The organism is Vibrio tubiashii (assembly GCF_028551255.1).
Classification (GTDB): domain Bacteria; phylum Pseudomonadota; class Gammaproteobacteria; order Enterobacterales; family Vibrionaceae; genus Vibrio; species Vibrio tubiashii_B.
Genome location: NZ_CP117029.1, coordinates 567,335 through 582,800, shown reverse-complemented (window position 1 = coordinate 582,800; position 15,466 = coordinate 567,335). Strand labels below are relative to the sequence as shown.

The window sequence follows — 15,466 nt, the reverse complement described above, 5'->3', positions numbered from 1 at the left end:
GTGCTCTCTACTTACCCTTTCAAGCGGTCTTCTAGGAAAGGGACTAGCTCTTCATGTGCATGACGTAATAGTGCCTCAGTTGTATCCCAATTGATACACGCATCGGTGATAGATACGCCATATTGCATTTCATTGAGAGGAATATCTGAAGATTGATTGCCTTCATTGATATGGCTTTCAATCATCAAGCCGATAATAGACTTGTTGCCTTCGCGAATCTGATGGATCACATCTTCAGCTACAAGCGGCTGACGACGGAAATCTTTACGCGAGTTTGCATGGCTACAGTCAACCATCAGTGACGCTTCTAAGCCGTGCTTAGCCATATCTTGCTCACACTCAGTGACAGAAACAGAATCGTAGTTAGTCTGCTTACCGCCGCGCAGGATAACGTGGCCGTTTGGGTTACCTTGAGTCGTCAGTAGAGCGACTTGGCCTTCACGGTTGATACCCATGAAACGGTGGCTTGAAGAAGCTGCCTGCATCGCATTGATTGCCGTTGCTAAGCTGCCATCAGTACCATTTTTAAAGCCGATTGGCATTGAAAGACCACTCGCCATTTCACGGTGTGTCTGTGATTCCGTGGTGCGAGCGCCAATTGCAGCCCAGCTAAAGGTATCCGCTAGGTATTGTGGGCTAATTGGGTCAAGCGCTTCCGTCGCAAGTGGAATCTCCATTTCAGCGAGTTCTACTAACAGTTCACGGCCAACATGCAGACCATGCTCGATATCGAATGAGCCATCTAGATGAGGGTCATTAATCAGGCCTTTCCAGCCGACAGTAGTACGAGGTTTTTCGAAGTAAACACGCATAACAATATACAGTTGCTCACTCAGTTGTTCTGAGAGTACTTTTAGACGCTTAGCATATTCCTTTGCAGCATCAACATCGTGAATTGAACATGGACCACATACAACAAGTAAGCGGTGATCTTTCTTATGGATGATATCAGCAATGGTTTGACGAGACTCTTGGATAAAACGTCGAGCGTTGTCGCTCAAAGGTAGTTTCGCCTTTAGCTCTTCAGGTGTAATAAGAACTTGTTCATCACTAATGTTAATATTGCTCAATTCACTTTTCTGCATAACTCTAACCTGTATATTATTTTTTACACCTAGCTATATCCGTATTTACTAGGTTGGAATAAGCATAAAATAACAGGCTGAATATAGATTTCAAGGTGTAAATATGAAAAAACACATACGTAAAAATTAATTTACATCTTGTTTTTTAACTCTCTTTATTGTCAAAGTATGAGATAAGCATGTTTTCTAGAAGGATTCTTAACTAAAATAAGCCTAAATCCCGCTAATTGACTCGTTATGGATCTAATCCTCTCTCTTCTTCAGCAAATGTGTGTCTATTTGGTTTTAGCTTATATGCTAAGCAAGACGCCTATCTTTTTGCCTCTGCTTAATATCTCTAACCGTCTTAGTCACAAACTGAGCGTCTATGTGCTGTTTTCGCTATTTTGTATCATGGGAACCTACTTTGGTTTGCAGATTAATGATGCGATTGCCAATACGCGTGCGATTGGCGCAGTGATGGGAGGACTGTTTGGTGGTCCGGTCGTTGGTTTCTTTGTCGGGCTAACCGGTGGTCTCCACCGCTATACTCTAGGTGGATTTACCGATCTCGCCTGCGCAATCTCGACCACAGCAGAAGGACTGATTGGCGGATTGTTCCATATCTACTTTGTGCGTAAGAACAAATCTGACCAACTGTTCAACCCAAGTGTCGTGTTCGCCATTACTCTTGTCGCTGAAATTGTCCAGATGCTGATCATCTTGATCGTCGCCAAACCCTTTGATCAAGCTTATTCCCTGGTTTCTGCGATTGCGGCGCCAATGATCATCGCTAACTCGGTAGGCGCTGCGCTATTTATGAGTATTTTGCAGGACAGGAAAACCATCTTCGAAGAATACTCGGCAACCTTTTCTCGCCGCGCGCTAAACATTGCGGAGCGATCTGTTGGTATTTTGGCCTCTGGCTTCAATGTGCAGAATGCTGAGAAGATTGCCCGTATTGTCTATGAAGAGACCAATGTCGGTGCGGTATCGATTACCGATGATGAAAAGATTCTTGCCTTTGTTGGTATTGGTGATGATCACCACAAACCCAATACCCCTATCTCTTCACAAAGCACCTTGGATGCAATTCAACAAGATGACATCATCTACCTAGACGGGGCAGAAAAACCGTATCAATGTTCGATCTCGGCAGATTGTAAGCTAGGCTCAGCGCTGATCATTCCTCTTCGCGCAGGCGACAAGGTCATCGGCACCATTAAGCTCTATGAGCCCAAGCGTAAGTTATTTTCCACCATCAATATGTCGATGGCGGAAGGGATAGCGCAACTGCTTTCGAGCCAAATCTTGTTTGGTGATTATCAGCAAAAACAAACGCTATTATCTCAAGCCGAAATCAAACTGCTGCACGCTCAGGTAAATCCACATTTCCTCTTCAATGCGCTCAATACTATCAGTGCCGTTATCAGGCGCGATCCACCTAAAGCTCGGGAGCTAATTCAGCACCTTTCTCAGTTCTTTCGTAGCAACTTGAAGCAAGATATTGAAACGGTCACGCTGAAAGAAGAACTCGCTCACGTAAATGCCTACCTCACGATAGAGAAGGCGCGTTTTACCGACCGCTTAGAAGTGACGATCGATATTGATGAAGCGCTGTTAACTCGAAAAGTACCGACCTTTACCCTACAGCCGTTAGTTGAGAACGCCATTAAACACGGTATCTCTAATCTTCTGGAAGGCGGTAAGATTCACATCTACAGTCAAACAAGTAAGGCGGGATTCCAAGTCGTGGTGGAAGACAATGCTGGCAGTTACACGCCACCAGCTGATGACCATGCAGGCCTGGGGATGCAGATTGTCGACAAACGGCTGAGCAATAAATTTGGTCGCGCTTCAGCTCTCAATATTGAAGTCGAGCCTAACCATTTTACTCGGATGAGCTTTATCATCCCAAATAAGAACATGTACTAAGGTATCAACATGCTTTCGGCATTAGTCATAGATGACGAACTTTTTGCTCGCGAAGAACTGACCGAGCTACTCGAAGAAACGGGTCACATTGAAGTGATAGATCAAGCCAGCAATGCGATTGAAGGGCTGAAGAAAATCAATCAACTCAAGCCTGACGTGGTGTTTCTTGATATCCAAATGCCGCAGATTACTGGGATTGAGCTGTTAGCGATGCTTGACCCTGAAACTATGCCTAACGTGGTGTTTGTCACCGCTTATGATGAGTTTGCTGTCCAAGCATTTGAAGATAATGCCTTTGATTACTTGCTAAAACCTGTTGATACCTGTCGCTTGGAGAAAACCGTCAAGAGGTTACTCAAATCAAAACAAACCGACACCCATCAATTTGCCGCCATTGCCCCTCAGAGCTTAGATCAAGTGCCATGTATTGGCTTAAACCGCATCGTCATTATTCCGACCCAAGACGTTGAGTTTGCCTACAGTGATATCAGTGGCGTCCATGTTCAAACCCATGAACAGAAAGCCACATCTCAGCTGACGTTAAAAGTACTTGAAGAAAAAACGCCTTTGGTTCGCTGCCACCGCCAGTTTTTGGTTAACATCAAAGCAATCAAAGAGATAAAACTACTCGAAAATGGCCTAGCAGAAATTATTACCGTCAGTGACCATCCACTTCCGGTGAGTCGACGTTACTTGAAGACTTTAAAAGAGATGCTGGGTTTTCACTAATAACAAAAAGCCGCACGTGATGTGCGGCTCGTTGAGTGAGTCGACGAGATTAAGCGTCAACGATACGCTTCATGGCCTCAGAAGCCTGTTTCCATTGTTCACTGCTATGTAGCTCAGACAAGCTAAAGCTCTGTGTTTTCAATAAGCGACTTGCTTGAGGGGTTTCCATAACAGGCAGATTGTCTAGCACTTCCACCTGAGCGTCACGTTTATTACACACCAAAATCATATCGCACCCAGCCACCAATGCCTGATGTGAGCGCTCTGCTGGGCCGCCCATGATAGATGCACCTTCCATTGTCAGATCATCGGAGAAAATAATGCCTTTAAAGCCTAGCTTTTCACGCAGTATCTGTTTAAGCCAATAGTCAGATCCACTTGCAGGCTGATCATCATAGTGTGGGAAAACAACATGCGCCGGCATCATTGCGTCTAAAATTCCCGATTCAATCTGGGCTTTAAAAATCGCCATATCTTGTTCAAAGATAGTGTCTCGGCTGTCGAATGGCGTTTCTAAGTGTGAATCCGCCACAACGCCGCCATGTCCAGGGAAATGCTTACCCGTCGTTGACATTCCAACCGCTTTCATCCCTTTCATGTAAGCCAAACTGTGGCGGATTATGGTATCAACATCATCACCAAACGCACGGCTACCAATCGCTTTACAATCAAAACCTTTATCAAGAACAGGCGCAAAGCTCAGATCAATATCATGGGCAACCAACTCTGCTGCCATCAACCAACCACCTTGCTCAGCAAGTTGCTCGCCATTATCAAACTGAGCATATCTTTGAGCAGCCGGAATCAGTGAGAAACCTTCTTTAAAGCGCTGAACGCGGCCTCCTTCTTGGTCAACACCAATCAGAATTGGGCGCTTAGCCGCTTGACGAATCGATTTGTTCAAAGCCAGTAGCTGCTCGCTGTCATGATAGTTGCGGGCAAATAAGATCACGCCCCCCACCGTTGGGTGCTCAAGAATCTCTTTATCTTCCGCAGTCAATTCACAGCCTGCTACGTCTAACCATAACGGTCCCATAACGAATCCTTATTGTTTCAATGCCGCTACTGCGGATTTACTTTGTTCTATCAGTTGATCTGCACTCTCTTCTTGCTGAGTTAAAGCAATAAAGAGTAAATCAGTAATCAATAACTGACTGTCACGCGCAGTAATCGATGAGCTACGAATATGCTCTTCGTCGGCGGCAGTCATTAGCTTTATATCGGAGTACTTGTCTAATGGCGTTGGCGCTAATTGACTGATGGTAATCACCTTTGCTTTACGCCCTTTAGCTATTTGAGCAACGCGAAGAATTTCACGACTTCGCCCCGAGTAAGACAAAGCGATCAGCACATCATTCTCATTTAAAGCCGAAGCATTGGCAATTTGGATATGGGCATCGTGCTCACAATGCACCGCATGACCAATTTTCATTAGCTTGTAACTTAAGTCTTTCGCCACCAGCGAAGAAGCCCCAACGCCAGCTATCTGAATCTTGCCCGCCAAATGAAGCAAACGCGTGGCCTGCTCTATCTTATCGCCTTCATTGAGCGCGATCGTTCTCTCCAATGATTGCTGTTTACTCGCGAGTAACTTAGCCATTACCAGCGGAATATCATCACTACGCGAGATAGTGCCGTGAATCGCCTTGCGCGAGGTCGGCTGGTAGCTTATCTCACTTTCGTACAGCTTGACCTTTAATTCAGAAAACCCGCTGTAGCCTATTTTCTGGCTGAACTTAACGATGGTGGACTGACTCACTCCCACCGCTTTAGCCAGCTCTGGAGATGACATTACCTTGACTTGCTCAGGGTACTCTAGAAGGAACTGAGCAATCTGCGTATCGGATGGTGATAGCTTTGACAGAAGCGTTTTTATCCGCGCTAACCCTTTCATCATCAAGCCTCCTATCAATTGATGCCAGTGTACTCAGCTAAATCTGTATCTGGAATAGCTATTCCAAAAAACAATTCACGGCGGAATAGATTCGACGATTAAATGGGATCATGGTCATAGAAAATAACCGGTCACTATTCCACCAAGGAATAGCTTTTTGAATCACTTATTCTTCACAGCATACTGGTGAAAATAAGAAAGATATACCCTACACAATTCATGCTATGGAGCTGCTATGAATTCTCTATTTACCTCATTAGATTGGGCAGTATTCGCGCTTTACTTTGCGCTGATTGCCTACACAGGTTGGCACTTCAGCCGTGTCAAAATCACTTCAACCAAGGATTACTTTCTCGGTGGCAACAGTATGCCAATGTGGGTGGTTGCGGTATCGGTACTGGCGACATCTCAGTCTGCAGCTACTTTCCTTGGCGGACCAGAATCAAGCTACCGCGGTAACCTAACTTACTTAGCTACCAATATCGGCGGGATATTAGGTGCTTTGTTTGTTGCCTGGGTACTGATTCCTAAGTTCTACCACAACAAAGTCTCGACCGTTTACGAGCTGCTTAAGGTTCGTTTTGGTGAAAAAACCAAACAGCGCGCAGGCTTGATGTACCTTGTAGGGCGTGTGTTTGCTTCTGGTTCTCGCCTTTATATGGCCGCTATCGCCGTGTCGATGATTCTGTTTACGAACATTGAACCTTCTAGCGTCATTACCTCGGTTGTGATTCTGGTTGTCGTCGGTCTAGCCTACACCTATATGGGCGGGATTCGCTCTGTCATCTGGAGTGACCTTATTCAGTTGATTGTTTATGTGGGCGCAGCCCTTGCTGTCATCGTCTATCTTCTCGGACAGATTCCAGCGGATATGGGGCAAATTGTTCATGCCTTACAAAACCCGGGCAATGATCAAATCTCTAAGCTGACACTATTTGATTTTAGCCTCGATTTCTCACCAGCCGGCACCTTTAGTTTCTGGGCTTGTATAACAGGTTTTGTGTTACTCAACATCGGTGCATTTGGTCTTGATCAGGATATGACTCAACGAGTTCTGACCTGTAAAAACGCTAAGCAGGGCTCACAGGCGATGATCAACTCCATCATTTTCTCGATTCCTGTCGTACTGGTGTTTATGACCATCGGCTTGCTGCTGTATGTTTTTTATCAACGACCAGAACTTATGGGTGTTGAAGGTAAAGAAGTAGTACAAAACTTCAATGGCGAAAATGTCACCATCTTTATGTACTACGTCCTCAACGAAATGCCTGCTGGATTGCGTGGTCTGGTAACTGTTGGCGTCGTTGCTGCCGCATTATCTACGCTCAACTCTGGTTTGAACTCTATGTCTTCAGTGGCGGTGCAAGATCTCTATCGTCCTTGGAAAGAAACTCGTGATGGCAAACAAGATGACTTCCACTATGTCAAAGCAGGCCGATTAGGCATGGCCGTGGCCGCAACCGCACTGGGTAGCATGGGGATTCTTTGTTTCTACTGGCAACAGTACACGGATATGCCGCTACTCTCTTTTGCTCTCAGCGTGATGGTGTTTGCTTACACGGGCTTACTGGGGGTTTACTTCACCGCCATCTTTACTAAACGTGGTAGTGAAGCATCGGTTGCCATGGCGCTTATCGCTGGCTTCTTAACGACATTGCTGCTGCAAGCTTATGTATGGGACAGCATCATGGGTGTTATTAACCCAGAGTGGGTTGGTGTTCAGCTCGCGTTCCCATATCAGCTTTGCATTGGTACTTTGGTCTCGTTATGTGTTTGTTTGTGTGGGAAAACAAGCAATCAAGAGCAAGACCAGCTACAAACGGCTTAATATGATTACACACCTTCTTGCTGTCGACGGGGGCGGAACCAAAACCGCTCTTCGTTTAACACCTCTGGAACCCCTAACGGCGGACCCGTTTTTCACCTTAACGTTTGGTCCGTCATCCCTTACACAACAAGGCAAGCAAGCAATAGAACTTATTCAACATGCTATTGCTGCTTGCCTTGAGCAACACAGACTGCGAGCAGAGCAAGTCTCAATCGTTGTTGGTGTTGCTGGAGCTGGGAATCTGGAGCTAAAACAACAACTACAATTAGCTTTAACAAAATACCCGTATTGCCAAGTCACAACTGACGCTCATATTTCGCTGTTAGGCGCTAATCAAGGTCAGCCAACTAACGTCATTGCGATTGGTACAGGCTCGGTGGCGAGTCAGCTTAACCGTGATGAAGAGGTAAAAATGTTTGGTGGATGGGGCTTTCCTATCGGCGATCAAGGTGGTGGTGCTTGGCTTGGTCAGCAAAGCATTAGGGCGTTAATCAATACTCTCGAAGGGGCACCGCCTTCGCCGTTAACTGATCATCTTAAACACAATATTGGCGACTCTCGCGCTGAGGTCATAACTTGGCTAAAGCATGCAACAGCAACAGAATTTGCCCAACTCGCTCCCGATGTCATTCGACTGGCTGAGCAATCTTGCCCTGATAGCCTCGCCATCTTGGATCAAGGCTGTTGGCATATTGATAGGCTTATAGCAAAGTGCTGTGAAAATAATGACTTAGATATCGCTTTTCTAGGGAGTTTAGGCGCATACTATCAATCACGGCTTGGTAACCCATGGCAGCCTAGAGTGATTCAGCCCAAAGGAGATGCCTTAGACGGGGCGATTTGGCTAGCAAAACAACAAGTGGAAAATAACAATGAGTAAAGAGCTGTATATTGGCATTATGTCTGGAACCAGCCTTGATGGTATCGATACTGTTTTGGTTGAGATCGAACACAATCAAGTTCGCTTGCTAGATAGCCTCGACTATCCCATTCCGCAATCGCTTAAGCAGCGCCTATTAAATGTTAGCCTAGGTCAGGCAACGAGCTTAGTTGAAATTGGTCAACTTGATCATTTGCTCGGGCAACTCTACGCGCAAGCCGTTCAAGCTCTGTTAAACAAAACGGGTTATGCTGCCGAACAGATCACAGCTATCGGCAATCACGGTCAGACCGTCTATCATCAACCGACCGGAGATATACCATTTACCACCCAACTCGGTGACGCCAATATTATTGCCGCCCTAACAGGAATAGACACTATTGCGGACTTTAGACGCAAGGACATGGCTCTTGGAGGTCAAGGAGCGCCACTGGTTCCTGCATTTCACCAATCGATTTTTGCTTCTACAGAGTCTAGTGTGGTGGTACTTAATGTTGGAGGAATCGCCAATATTTCCGTTTTACGACCTGAACAAACCGTTATTGGGTATGATACAGGCCCAGGTAATATGTTGATGGACGCCTGGTGTGCTAAACACACTGGCAATGCCTATGACTACAATGCTCAATTCGCACTACAAGGAAAGCTCAATCAAGATTTGCTGAGTGAACTACTCAATGAGCCTTATCTTGCGCTCAGCGCGCCTAAAAGCACAGGTCGCGAGCTGTTTAACTTACCTTGGTTAGAAGCTATCCTCGCCAAGTTCACTATTAAGCCTGAAGATGTACAACGGACTTTGTGCGAGTATACCGCGATAACAATTGCCAACGAGGTAAGTAAGTTCGCCGTTGGCAGCTCGCCAGAGCTACTGGTATGCGGCGGAGGAGCACATAACCCTCTTCTAATGCGTTGTCTCACCCAGCAGCTAGCTGATTGGCAGGTCATGTTGACCGATGACAAGGGTGTAGACAGCAACAATATGGAAGCGATGGCCTTTGCTTGGCTCGCCTATCGCCGTATTCACAATTTGCCAAGCAATCTGCCTGAAGTCACCGGAGCCAGTAAAGCGGTCTCCCTTGGTGTGATGTACTTTGCTGATAAATAAGGACCACTATGACTAACGATGCGTTAATCGCCGCTCTTTCTCATCTCGTTTCTGAAGGACGTAACCCAGAAACGATGGATATCGACTTATTGCCTTCTCTGGAAATTGTTCAGCGAATCAATCAGCAAGATCAACAAGTCCCATTAGCGGTAGAAAAAGTCCTACCTGAGATAGCCCAAGCGGTCGATAAAATCACTGCTGCATTTAAAGTGGGTGGCCGACTTGTTTATATGGGTGCTGGCACTAGCGGTCGCTTAGGTGTGCTAGATGCTTCAGAGTGTCCTCCAACGTTTGGCGTTTCAGACCAAATGGTGATTGGCCTGATTGCTGGCGGCCCAGAAGCGATTTTAAAAGCCAAGGAAGGAGCGGAAGACTCCCTAGAGTTTGGCGTAGAAGACCTCAAATCGATTAACTTTAGCGCTAAAGATGTGGTAGTCGGTATTGCTGCAAGCGGCCGAACTCCATACGTCATCGGAGCATTGGAATACGCCAATGAAATTGGAGCGACAACAGTTGCTCTATCTTGTAACCCAGATTCAACGATTGCCGACATTGCCCAAATAGCCATTAGCCCAGTTGTAGGCCCAGAAGCACTGACTGGCTCAACGCGTTTAAAATCAGGGACTGCGCAAAAGCTCGTGCTCAACATGCTTACCACAGCCAGTATGATTCGCTTGGGTAAGAGCTACCAGAACCTGATGGTCGATGTGAAAGCGACGAATAAGAAGCTCGTCGCACGCGCAGCCAGAATCGTTATGCAAGCGACAGATTGTGATAAGAGCCTAGCCACCGAAACGCTAGAGAAAACCGATTATGATGTAAAACTGGCGATTTTGATGCTACTGACTGGTATGGAGTTATCACAAGCTAAGAATCAGCTAGAAAAGCAAGATGGTTTCTTACGTAAAGCGGTTCAACACCACCAAGGCGAATAGAAAATGAAAAAGGGAGAAGACCACACTTCTCCCTCTACTCTACACAGTATTAATTTTGGTGCTCACTCCAACCACGCTGCCACTCCATACGGAACCTTTGTGCGGTTTCGGTGCCTTCACATACACCCTCGTAATACTGACCGGATAACCCAATTTGATAAGCAAAGTCAGGGTTACAATACTCGCCTACCCCTTCTAAATAACCTTCTTCATAATCCGAGTGTTTAACACTGCCTAAACTCGCCAGTTCAGTATAAGAGCGCTGAGTGTGACCAGTGATGCCATCTTGATAACCGATTTGATACCAATCCCCTTGCTCAGCTAACTGCTCTGGGCTACTACTACAAGCCGCCAATACTGACACTAACGCTGCGATAACGATGTTTCTCATTGTTTTTCCTTGTTTTTGCAGACTTCTATTAATCAAACCACTAAATCCTAATAATTGCCACTCACCGAACGTAAAAACCACTTATTTTCTCAGCAAACCACTCACTTCGTTATACGACCACTCACTCCATAACCAGATGATGATAGCCAAGTAACCCCATAATATGCATGGTGAGCTTAATCAATTTCACTAAGGAACAAGTGCTATGTTGTGGTTTCTAACCTGTGTTGCAGCCCTAATCGGCGGATACTTTATTTATGGGGCTTTTGTAGAAAAAGTCTTTGGCATTAACGAAAAACGTCAAACTCCTGCGCATACCAAAGCCGATGGTGTTGACTACGTGCCAATGTCTACCAAGAAAGTTTACCTCGTTCAGCTACTTAACATTGCTGGTGTTGGTCCAATCTTCGGCCCAATCATGGGTGCCCTATACGGCCCTGCGGCTATGCTGTGGATTGTTATCGGTTGTATTTTCGCTGGCGCAGTACACGACTACTTCTCAGGTATGCTGTCTGTTCGTAACGGCGGTGCCTCTGTTCCTACCATTACCGGCCGCTACTTAGGCAATGGCGCAAAACACTTTATGAATATCTTTGCCATTGTTCTATTGCTATTGGTTGGTGTGGTATTCGTATCAGCGCCTGCAGGCATGATTACTAACCTAATCAATGACCAAACTAGCCTATCGGTTAGCATGACGACTATGGTCATCGCGATTTTTGCTTACTACATCATCGCAACAATTGTTCCTGTTGATAAAATCATTGGCCGCTTCTACCCACTGTTCGGCGCGCTACTGATCTTCATGTCTGTTGGCTTAATGACTGCGGTTGCCTTCTCAAGCGAACATACCGTGATGGGTGATTTCCAAGTGAGCGACATGTTCACTAACCTAAACCCTAACGATATGCCGCTATGGCCTGCGCTATTTATTACTATCGCCTGTGGTGCAATCTCTGGCTTCCACGCAACGCAATCGCCATTGATGGCTCGCTGTATGGAAAATGAGAAGAACGGCCGCTTTGTATTCTATGGTGCAATGATTGGTGAAGGTGTTATCGCGCTAATCTGGTGTGCGATTGCTTTATCGTTCTTTGGTAACCTAGATGCACTGTCTGAGGCAGTAAGCAATGGTGGCCCAGGCAATGTTGTTTACAGCGCATCATTTGGCCTACTTGGTGTGTTTGGTGGTGTAATTGCTTTCCTAGGTGTAGTGATTCTACCAATTACCTCTGGTGATACCGCTTTCCGCTCAAGTCGTTTGATCCTAGCTGAATACTTTAACGTTGACCAAAAAGCACTGCGTAACCGCTTAATGATGGCCGTTCCACTATTCATTATCGGTGGCATCCTAACTCAAGTAGACTTCGGTGTTATCTGGCGCTACTTCGGTTTTGCTAACCAGTCAACCGCTGTCATGATGCTATGGACCGCTTCAGCTTACCTACTTCGTCACAATAAGATGCACTGGATTACAACGGTTCCTGCTATCTTCATGACAACTGTGTGTGCGACCTTCATTTTGAACAACAGCACACTAGGCTTTGGTCTGCCAATTCAAGTTTCAACCATCTCAGGTATCTTGTTTGCTCTAGCCGTTACTGGTTACGTGATTAAAACGTCGAAAGGTAAAGGTGAAACAGAGCTAGCAGACGAAGAGAAACCAAAAGCAGTCACTGAAACTGCGTAAACCAACAATATCTTTGCTTGCGAAAAAGGCTCCTTCGGGAGCCTTTGTTCTATAGTCAGAAATACCAAATTCAGAGAGGCCAAGTTTCACCTTGGCACACTGTTTAGTTTTTTGCTGATAAGGTCGCTGTCATTTTTTGACTGTTGGCACCGAATGTCCAATCTGCTCGCTGCTGAATGTCACTCAAAGTAATGCTATTCGTCGTACCTTCAATATCAAGCAGTGCATCAATACCATAGCCATGGATTAAGTAACGGCTATAAAACCAAGCGCGCTGAATAGGATCATCATTGATCGGCTCAAGCGCGACGGCAAGTTGCTTAGTCGCAGTAGACACCTCTTCTTCGGTGATAGACTTAGATAATCCATCAAACATGGTATCTAAAGCTTGCTGTACCTCTTTGACATCTTCGCTTGCGACTTTTGCCGTTACAGACCAATCAGAGACTTGCTCTCCATCTTGAGTCACAGGGTAAATCTCTGGAGAGTAATCCAAGCCACGTTTTTCCCTGACTTCTTCAAGAAGACGTGCACTTGCGATGCGTTTTAGTGCGTCCTCAGCAAAAACATCCTTGGCTGTTTTCGCTCTTTGTTGCGTGTTAATCAGACGAGTCAACAGCATAGTGCCTTTTTCATTGCCTTCATTAACTTCAATAAGAGGTGCTAGCTCTGTGTTGTAGCCATTGTCAAAGTTCAGCGGGGAAGGCTTATCTTTTCGCAGCGAAATTGAAGCTATGTACTTACGCAGCATAGGAGCAATTTGCCCAGGCTCAAGATCGGCAATAATGACCAACTTATTATCCCGGTTATAGCGGAACAAGCGCTGATGGACCACTAGCAGTTGCTCGGTAGTCACTCCAGCAATATCTGGGTTCAATACGTAACGGTGACGGCTATCTGGTTGATAAGTGCCAGCATTGATCGCTTTGTACCATTTCCCTTCAGGGGAGTTGTAATAAGCGCTATTGTTCTCATAGAACTCTTGCTTCACGGCTTCGAGCTGACGCGGCTCAACCTTCACCTCAGTTGTAATGTTAAAGATAGCATTCAGAGCTAAGGGGAGCTCTTTCGCCGTAGTGTTTATCTCTATCCCATGAAACGTCAGACCAATAAATGGAAACACTGCTATATCTTTCTTACGCAAGTAGCTGTCAAGTTGCGCGCCGCTAAACTCTCCTAACCCGCTTCGGGCAGCAGACTGTGGCAGTAAATCACTTGCTGCGTACAAATCAGGAGTAAGGGCTGCTTTACCGCCTTGGCTCGCATAGACAATATGTGCTCTCTTACCTGCTTTCGGATCACGCTGGAACCACACTTCGACACCGTTACTCAATTGCCATACGGTGAAGTCACGTTCTCGATCCAATTGCGACACTATCTCACCCTGTGTCGCGGGTTGTTTCAGTTCTGAGGTCACTTGCTGCAACGCTAACGGTTTAAAGCCAGCTTGAGCATACCGCTCAGGGAGTTTATTGAACTGCTGCTCTAAAGCACTCATAGATTCGTCTGCACTATAACCTTGAAGCCAAGCGAGATCGGACGAAAGCAGGCCATCTATGTTGTCATTGACTCGTTTCAGATCAACATGCGTGACAAATTCACTCAGGGCTTTACGATTTGTCTCTCGACTTTGTACTGGCATGGCTTGTTCAATAGCGAATACCTTGTCATCCACGATTTGCAATGGCTTGCGCTTATCCCATTCACTATCGAAGTTAGACAAACTATTGCGATAGCTAGTCATAATACTCTCTAGCTCACTTTGGCTAACCCCATAGTCTCTTAATGAGCGTAAAGTCTCTAAAAACAGTTGCTGACTCGCCTCTCTGTTATCAGCCGAAAAAGCGATACTCGCTGCTGAATATCGGTTGTATTCAATCCATTGAGTGTAGCTTCCCGAATATTGCACCGCTTGAGCGGCATTGTTGAAGGCAGCGTGAAGTCGTTGAGAGATTAACTGCTGAGTAACATCATCTAGCCAGTATTGATACTGCTGCTTAAAAGTGGTGATGGCGATAGGCCCTCTATCAACTAGGAAATGTAAGCTTGGCGACTCCATCTCCCCCACTAATAAGGTGTATGACTCTTCTTTAATACGGTAATCACGTTGCTTGTTAACCGCTGGCTTGCCGTTGCTTTTCCAAGTTGAAAATTGCTGTGAGATAAGCTTTGAAAGCTCTTCACTGTTGATGTTGCCAGAGATGATCAACTCAGCATTTTGCGGTTGGTACCATGTTTGGTAGTAGTTTTTCAGCCCTTGTACAGACGCCTGCTCCACTGACTCTTGAGTTCCTAGTGGATCCTTCCCCTCTACCAACGTACCTTTTATTGCTTCTAGATAAGCTTTGGTAAACAAAGGCTCATTCTCTGGTCGAGTAGCGCGGAACTCACCGAGAATTACGCCTTTCTCACGCTCAACCTGCTCAGGTTCAAACTTAATACCGTCTGCGACATCTCTCATCCAAGTCAAAGCGAGTGTGAGATGTTCTTGATCGGAGAGATCCATTTTATACGTTGTCAGTTGGTACCCAGTGAACGCGTTAATATCGGCACCAAAGCTGCCGCCGGTTTTCTCGAACAGCTTAATGACATCGTTACCTGTAAAATTACGGCTGCCATTAAACGCCATATGCTCAACAAAATGAGCATAGCCTTGCTGATCGTCAGCCTCTTGAATCGAGCCTGCATGAATCATGAGGCGAATTGAAACCTCTTTATCCTCTGTTGGGTAGAGATGGTAGCGCAACCCATTATCGAGTTGATACTGGCTCCAGTTCGCGTCTTCTGGAATGGATTTGTCGAAGTCACTGTTGCAACCGACGATAAGTAAAACGATAGAAAAAGTAAGCCACTTTTTAATAACTTGCATGAACGACTCCTAGTCCAATTACTAACCGCACTATATCGTTCCGCGTGACTCAAATGTAATACACAACAAGCAATGGCAAGAAAATACGACTCACAACATATAATCTTGAAACTTATATGATTATTAGCAAGCTAGATGTTTAAAAA

12 protein-coding genes are annotated in these 15,466 nt (G+C 45.7%); 7 read left to right on the top strand and 5 right to left on the bottom strand.

Features of this window, described 5'->3' with window-relative positions:
- Nucleotides 1–11: 11 nt before the first annotated feature.
- Entirely contained in the window at nt 12–1,085 is a 1,074-nt protein-coding gene (locus LYZ37_RS02700) for a 3-deoxy-7-phosphoheptulonate synthase (RefSeq protein WP_272786345.1), read from the bottom strand.
- 237 nt (nt 1,086–1,322) lie between these two features.
- Here LYZ37_RS02700 and LYZ37_RS02695 point away from each other — a divergent pair, with 237 nt between their 5' ends.
- A complete protein-coding gene (locus tag LYZ37_RS02695) occupies nt 1,323–2,999 on the top strand; it encodes a sensor histidine kinase (protein WP_272786344.1) in 1,677 nt (558 codons plus the stop codon).
- A gap of 9 nt (nt 3,000–3,008) precedes the next feature.
- Nucleotides 3,009–3,728: a two-component system response regulator BtsR gene (btsR, locus tag LYZ37_RS02690; protein ID WP_272786343.1), complete on the top strand. Its 720-nt coding sequence runs from the start codon at nt 3,009–3,011 to the stop codon at nt 3,726–3,728.
- 49 nt (nt 3,729–3,777) lie between these two features.
- Here the strand turns inward: btsR and nagZ are convergent, their stop codons facing one another.
- Both nagZ and LYZ37_RS02680 read right to left on the bottom strand, forming a co-directional pair.
- Nucleotides 3,778–4,764, bottom strand: coding sequence for a beta-N-acetylhexosaminidase (gene nagZ / locus LYZ37_RS02685; RefSeq protein WP_272786342.1), 987 nt, complete (start codon nt 4,762–4,764; stop codon nt 3,778–3,780).
- A gap of 9 nt (nt 4,765–4,773) precedes the next feature.
- Entirely contained in the window at nt 4,774–5,622 is an 849-nt protein-coding gene (locus LYZ37_RS02680) for a MurR/RpiR family transcriptional regulator (RefSeq protein WP_336314492.1), read from the bottom strand.
- 235 nt (nt 5,623–5,857) lie between these two features.
- Between LYZ37_RS02680 and LYZ37_RS02675 the strand changes: the two genes are divergently transcribed.
- From LYZ37_RS02675 to murQ, 4 genes are read left to right on the top strand one after another with little or no spacing between them, the layout of a single operon-like run.
- Entirely contained in the window at nt 5,858–7,450 is a 1,593-nt protein-coding gene (locus LYZ37_RS02675) for a sodium:solute symporter (protein ID WP_272786340.1), read from the top strand.
- Nucleotide 7,451: 1 nt separating this feature from the next.
- Nucleotides 7,452–8,330, top strand: a complete 879-nt coding sequence (locus LYZ37_RS02670; RefSeq protein ID WP_272786339.1) for a BadF/BadG/BcrA/BcrD ATPase family protein — start codon at nt 7,452–7,454, stop codon at nt 8,328–8,330.
- Complete coding sequence (locus LYZ37_RS02665) at nt 8,323–9,435, top strand: anhydro-N-acetylmuramic acid kinase (protein WP_272786338.1); 1,113 nt, start codon at nt 8,323–8,325, stop codon at nt 9,433–9,435. Before LYZ37_RS02670 ends, LYZ37_RS02665 begins: the two co-directional genes overlap by 8 nt.
- A gap of 8 nt (nt 9,436–9,443) precedes the next feature.
- Nucleotides 9,444–10,370: an N-acetylmuramic acid 6-phosphate etherase gene (gene murQ / locus LYZ37_RS02660; RefSeq protein ID WP_272786336.1), complete on the top strand. Its 927-nt coding sequence runs from the start codon at nt 9,444–9,446 to the stop codon at nt 10,368–10,370.
- A gap of 49 nt (nt 10,371–10,419) precedes the next feature.
- Here the strand turns inward: murQ and LYZ37_RS02655 are convergent, their stop codons facing one another.
- Nucleotides 10,420–10,761, bottom strand: a complete 342-nt coding sequence (locus tag LYZ37_RS02655; protein ID WP_171325703.1) for a DUF2799 domain-containing protein — start codon at nt 10,759–10,761, stop codon at nt 10,420–10,422.
- A gap of 205 nt (nt 10,762–10,966) precedes the next feature.
- On the opposite strand from LYZ37_RS02655, the gene LYZ37_RS02650 reads away from it, so the two are divergent.
- Nucleotides 10,967–12,451: a carbon starvation CstA family protein gene (locus LYZ37_RS02650; RefSeq protein ID WP_239826706.1), complete on the top strand. Its 1,485-nt coding sequence runs from the start codon at nt 10,967–10,969 to the stop codon at nt 12,449–12,451.
- Between the two features lie 103 nt (nt 12,452–12,554).
- Here LYZ37_RS02650 and LYZ37_RS02645 read toward each other — a convergent pair whose 3' ends face one another.
- Nucleotides 12,555–15,320: a M16 family metallopeptidase gene (locus LYZ37_RS02645; RefSeq protein WP_272786335.1), complete on the bottom strand. Its 2,766-nt coding sequence runs from the start codon at nt 15,318–15,320 to the stop codon at nt 12,555–12,557.
- Nucleotides 15,321–15,466 lie beyond the last annotated feature (146 nt).

Bases quoted from the DNA above. Each gene is read 5' to 3' on its own strand.
- LYZ37_RS02700 (WP_272786345.1), bottom strand. From the start codon at position 1,085: ATGCAGAAAAGTGAATTGAGCAATATTAACATTAGTGATGAACAAGTT.
- LYZ37_RS02695 (WP_272786344.1), top strand. From the start codon at position 1,323: ATGGATCTAATCCTCTCTCTTCTTCAGCAAATGTGTGTCTATTTGGTT.
- btsR (WP_272786343.1), top strand. From the start codon at position 3,009: ATGCTTTCGGCATTAGTCATAGATGACGAACTTTTTGCTCGCGAAGAA.
- nagZ (WP_272786342.1), bottom strand. From the start codon at position 4,764: ATGGGACCGTTATGGTTAGACGTAGCAGGCTGTGAATTGACTGCGGAA.
- LYZ37_RS02680 (WP_336314492.1), bottom strand. From the start codon at position 5,622: ATGAAAGGGTTAGCGCGGATAAAAACGCTTCTGTCAAAGCTATCACCA.
- LYZ37_RS02675 (WP_272786340.1), top strand. From the start codon at position 5,858: ATGAATTCTCTATTTACCTCATTAGATTGGGCAGTATTCGCGCTTTAC.
- LYZ37_RS02670 (WP_272786339.1), top strand. From the start codon at position 7,452: ATGATTACACACCTTCTTGCTGTCGACGGGGGCGGAACCAAAACCGCT.
- LYZ37_RS02665 (WP_272786338.1), top strand. From the start codon at position 8,323: ATGAGTAAAGAGCTGTATATTGGCATTATGTCTGGAACCAGCCTTGAT.
- murQ (WP_272786336.1), top strand. From the start codon at position 9,444: ATGACTAACGATGCGTTAATCGCCGCTCTTTCTCATCTCGTTTCTGAA.
- LYZ37_RS02655 (WP_171325703.1), bottom strand. From the start codon at position 10,761: ATGAGAAACATCGTTATCGCAGCGTTAGTGTCAGTATTGGCGGCTTGT.
- LYZ37_RS02650 (WP_239826706.1), top strand. From the start codon at position 10,967: ATGTTGTGGTTTCTAACCTGTGTTGCAGCCCTAATCGGCGGATACTTT.
- LYZ37_RS02645 (WP_272786335.1), bottom strand. From the start codon at position 15,320: ATGCAAGTTATTAAAAAGTGGCTTACTTTTTCTATCGTTTTACTTATC.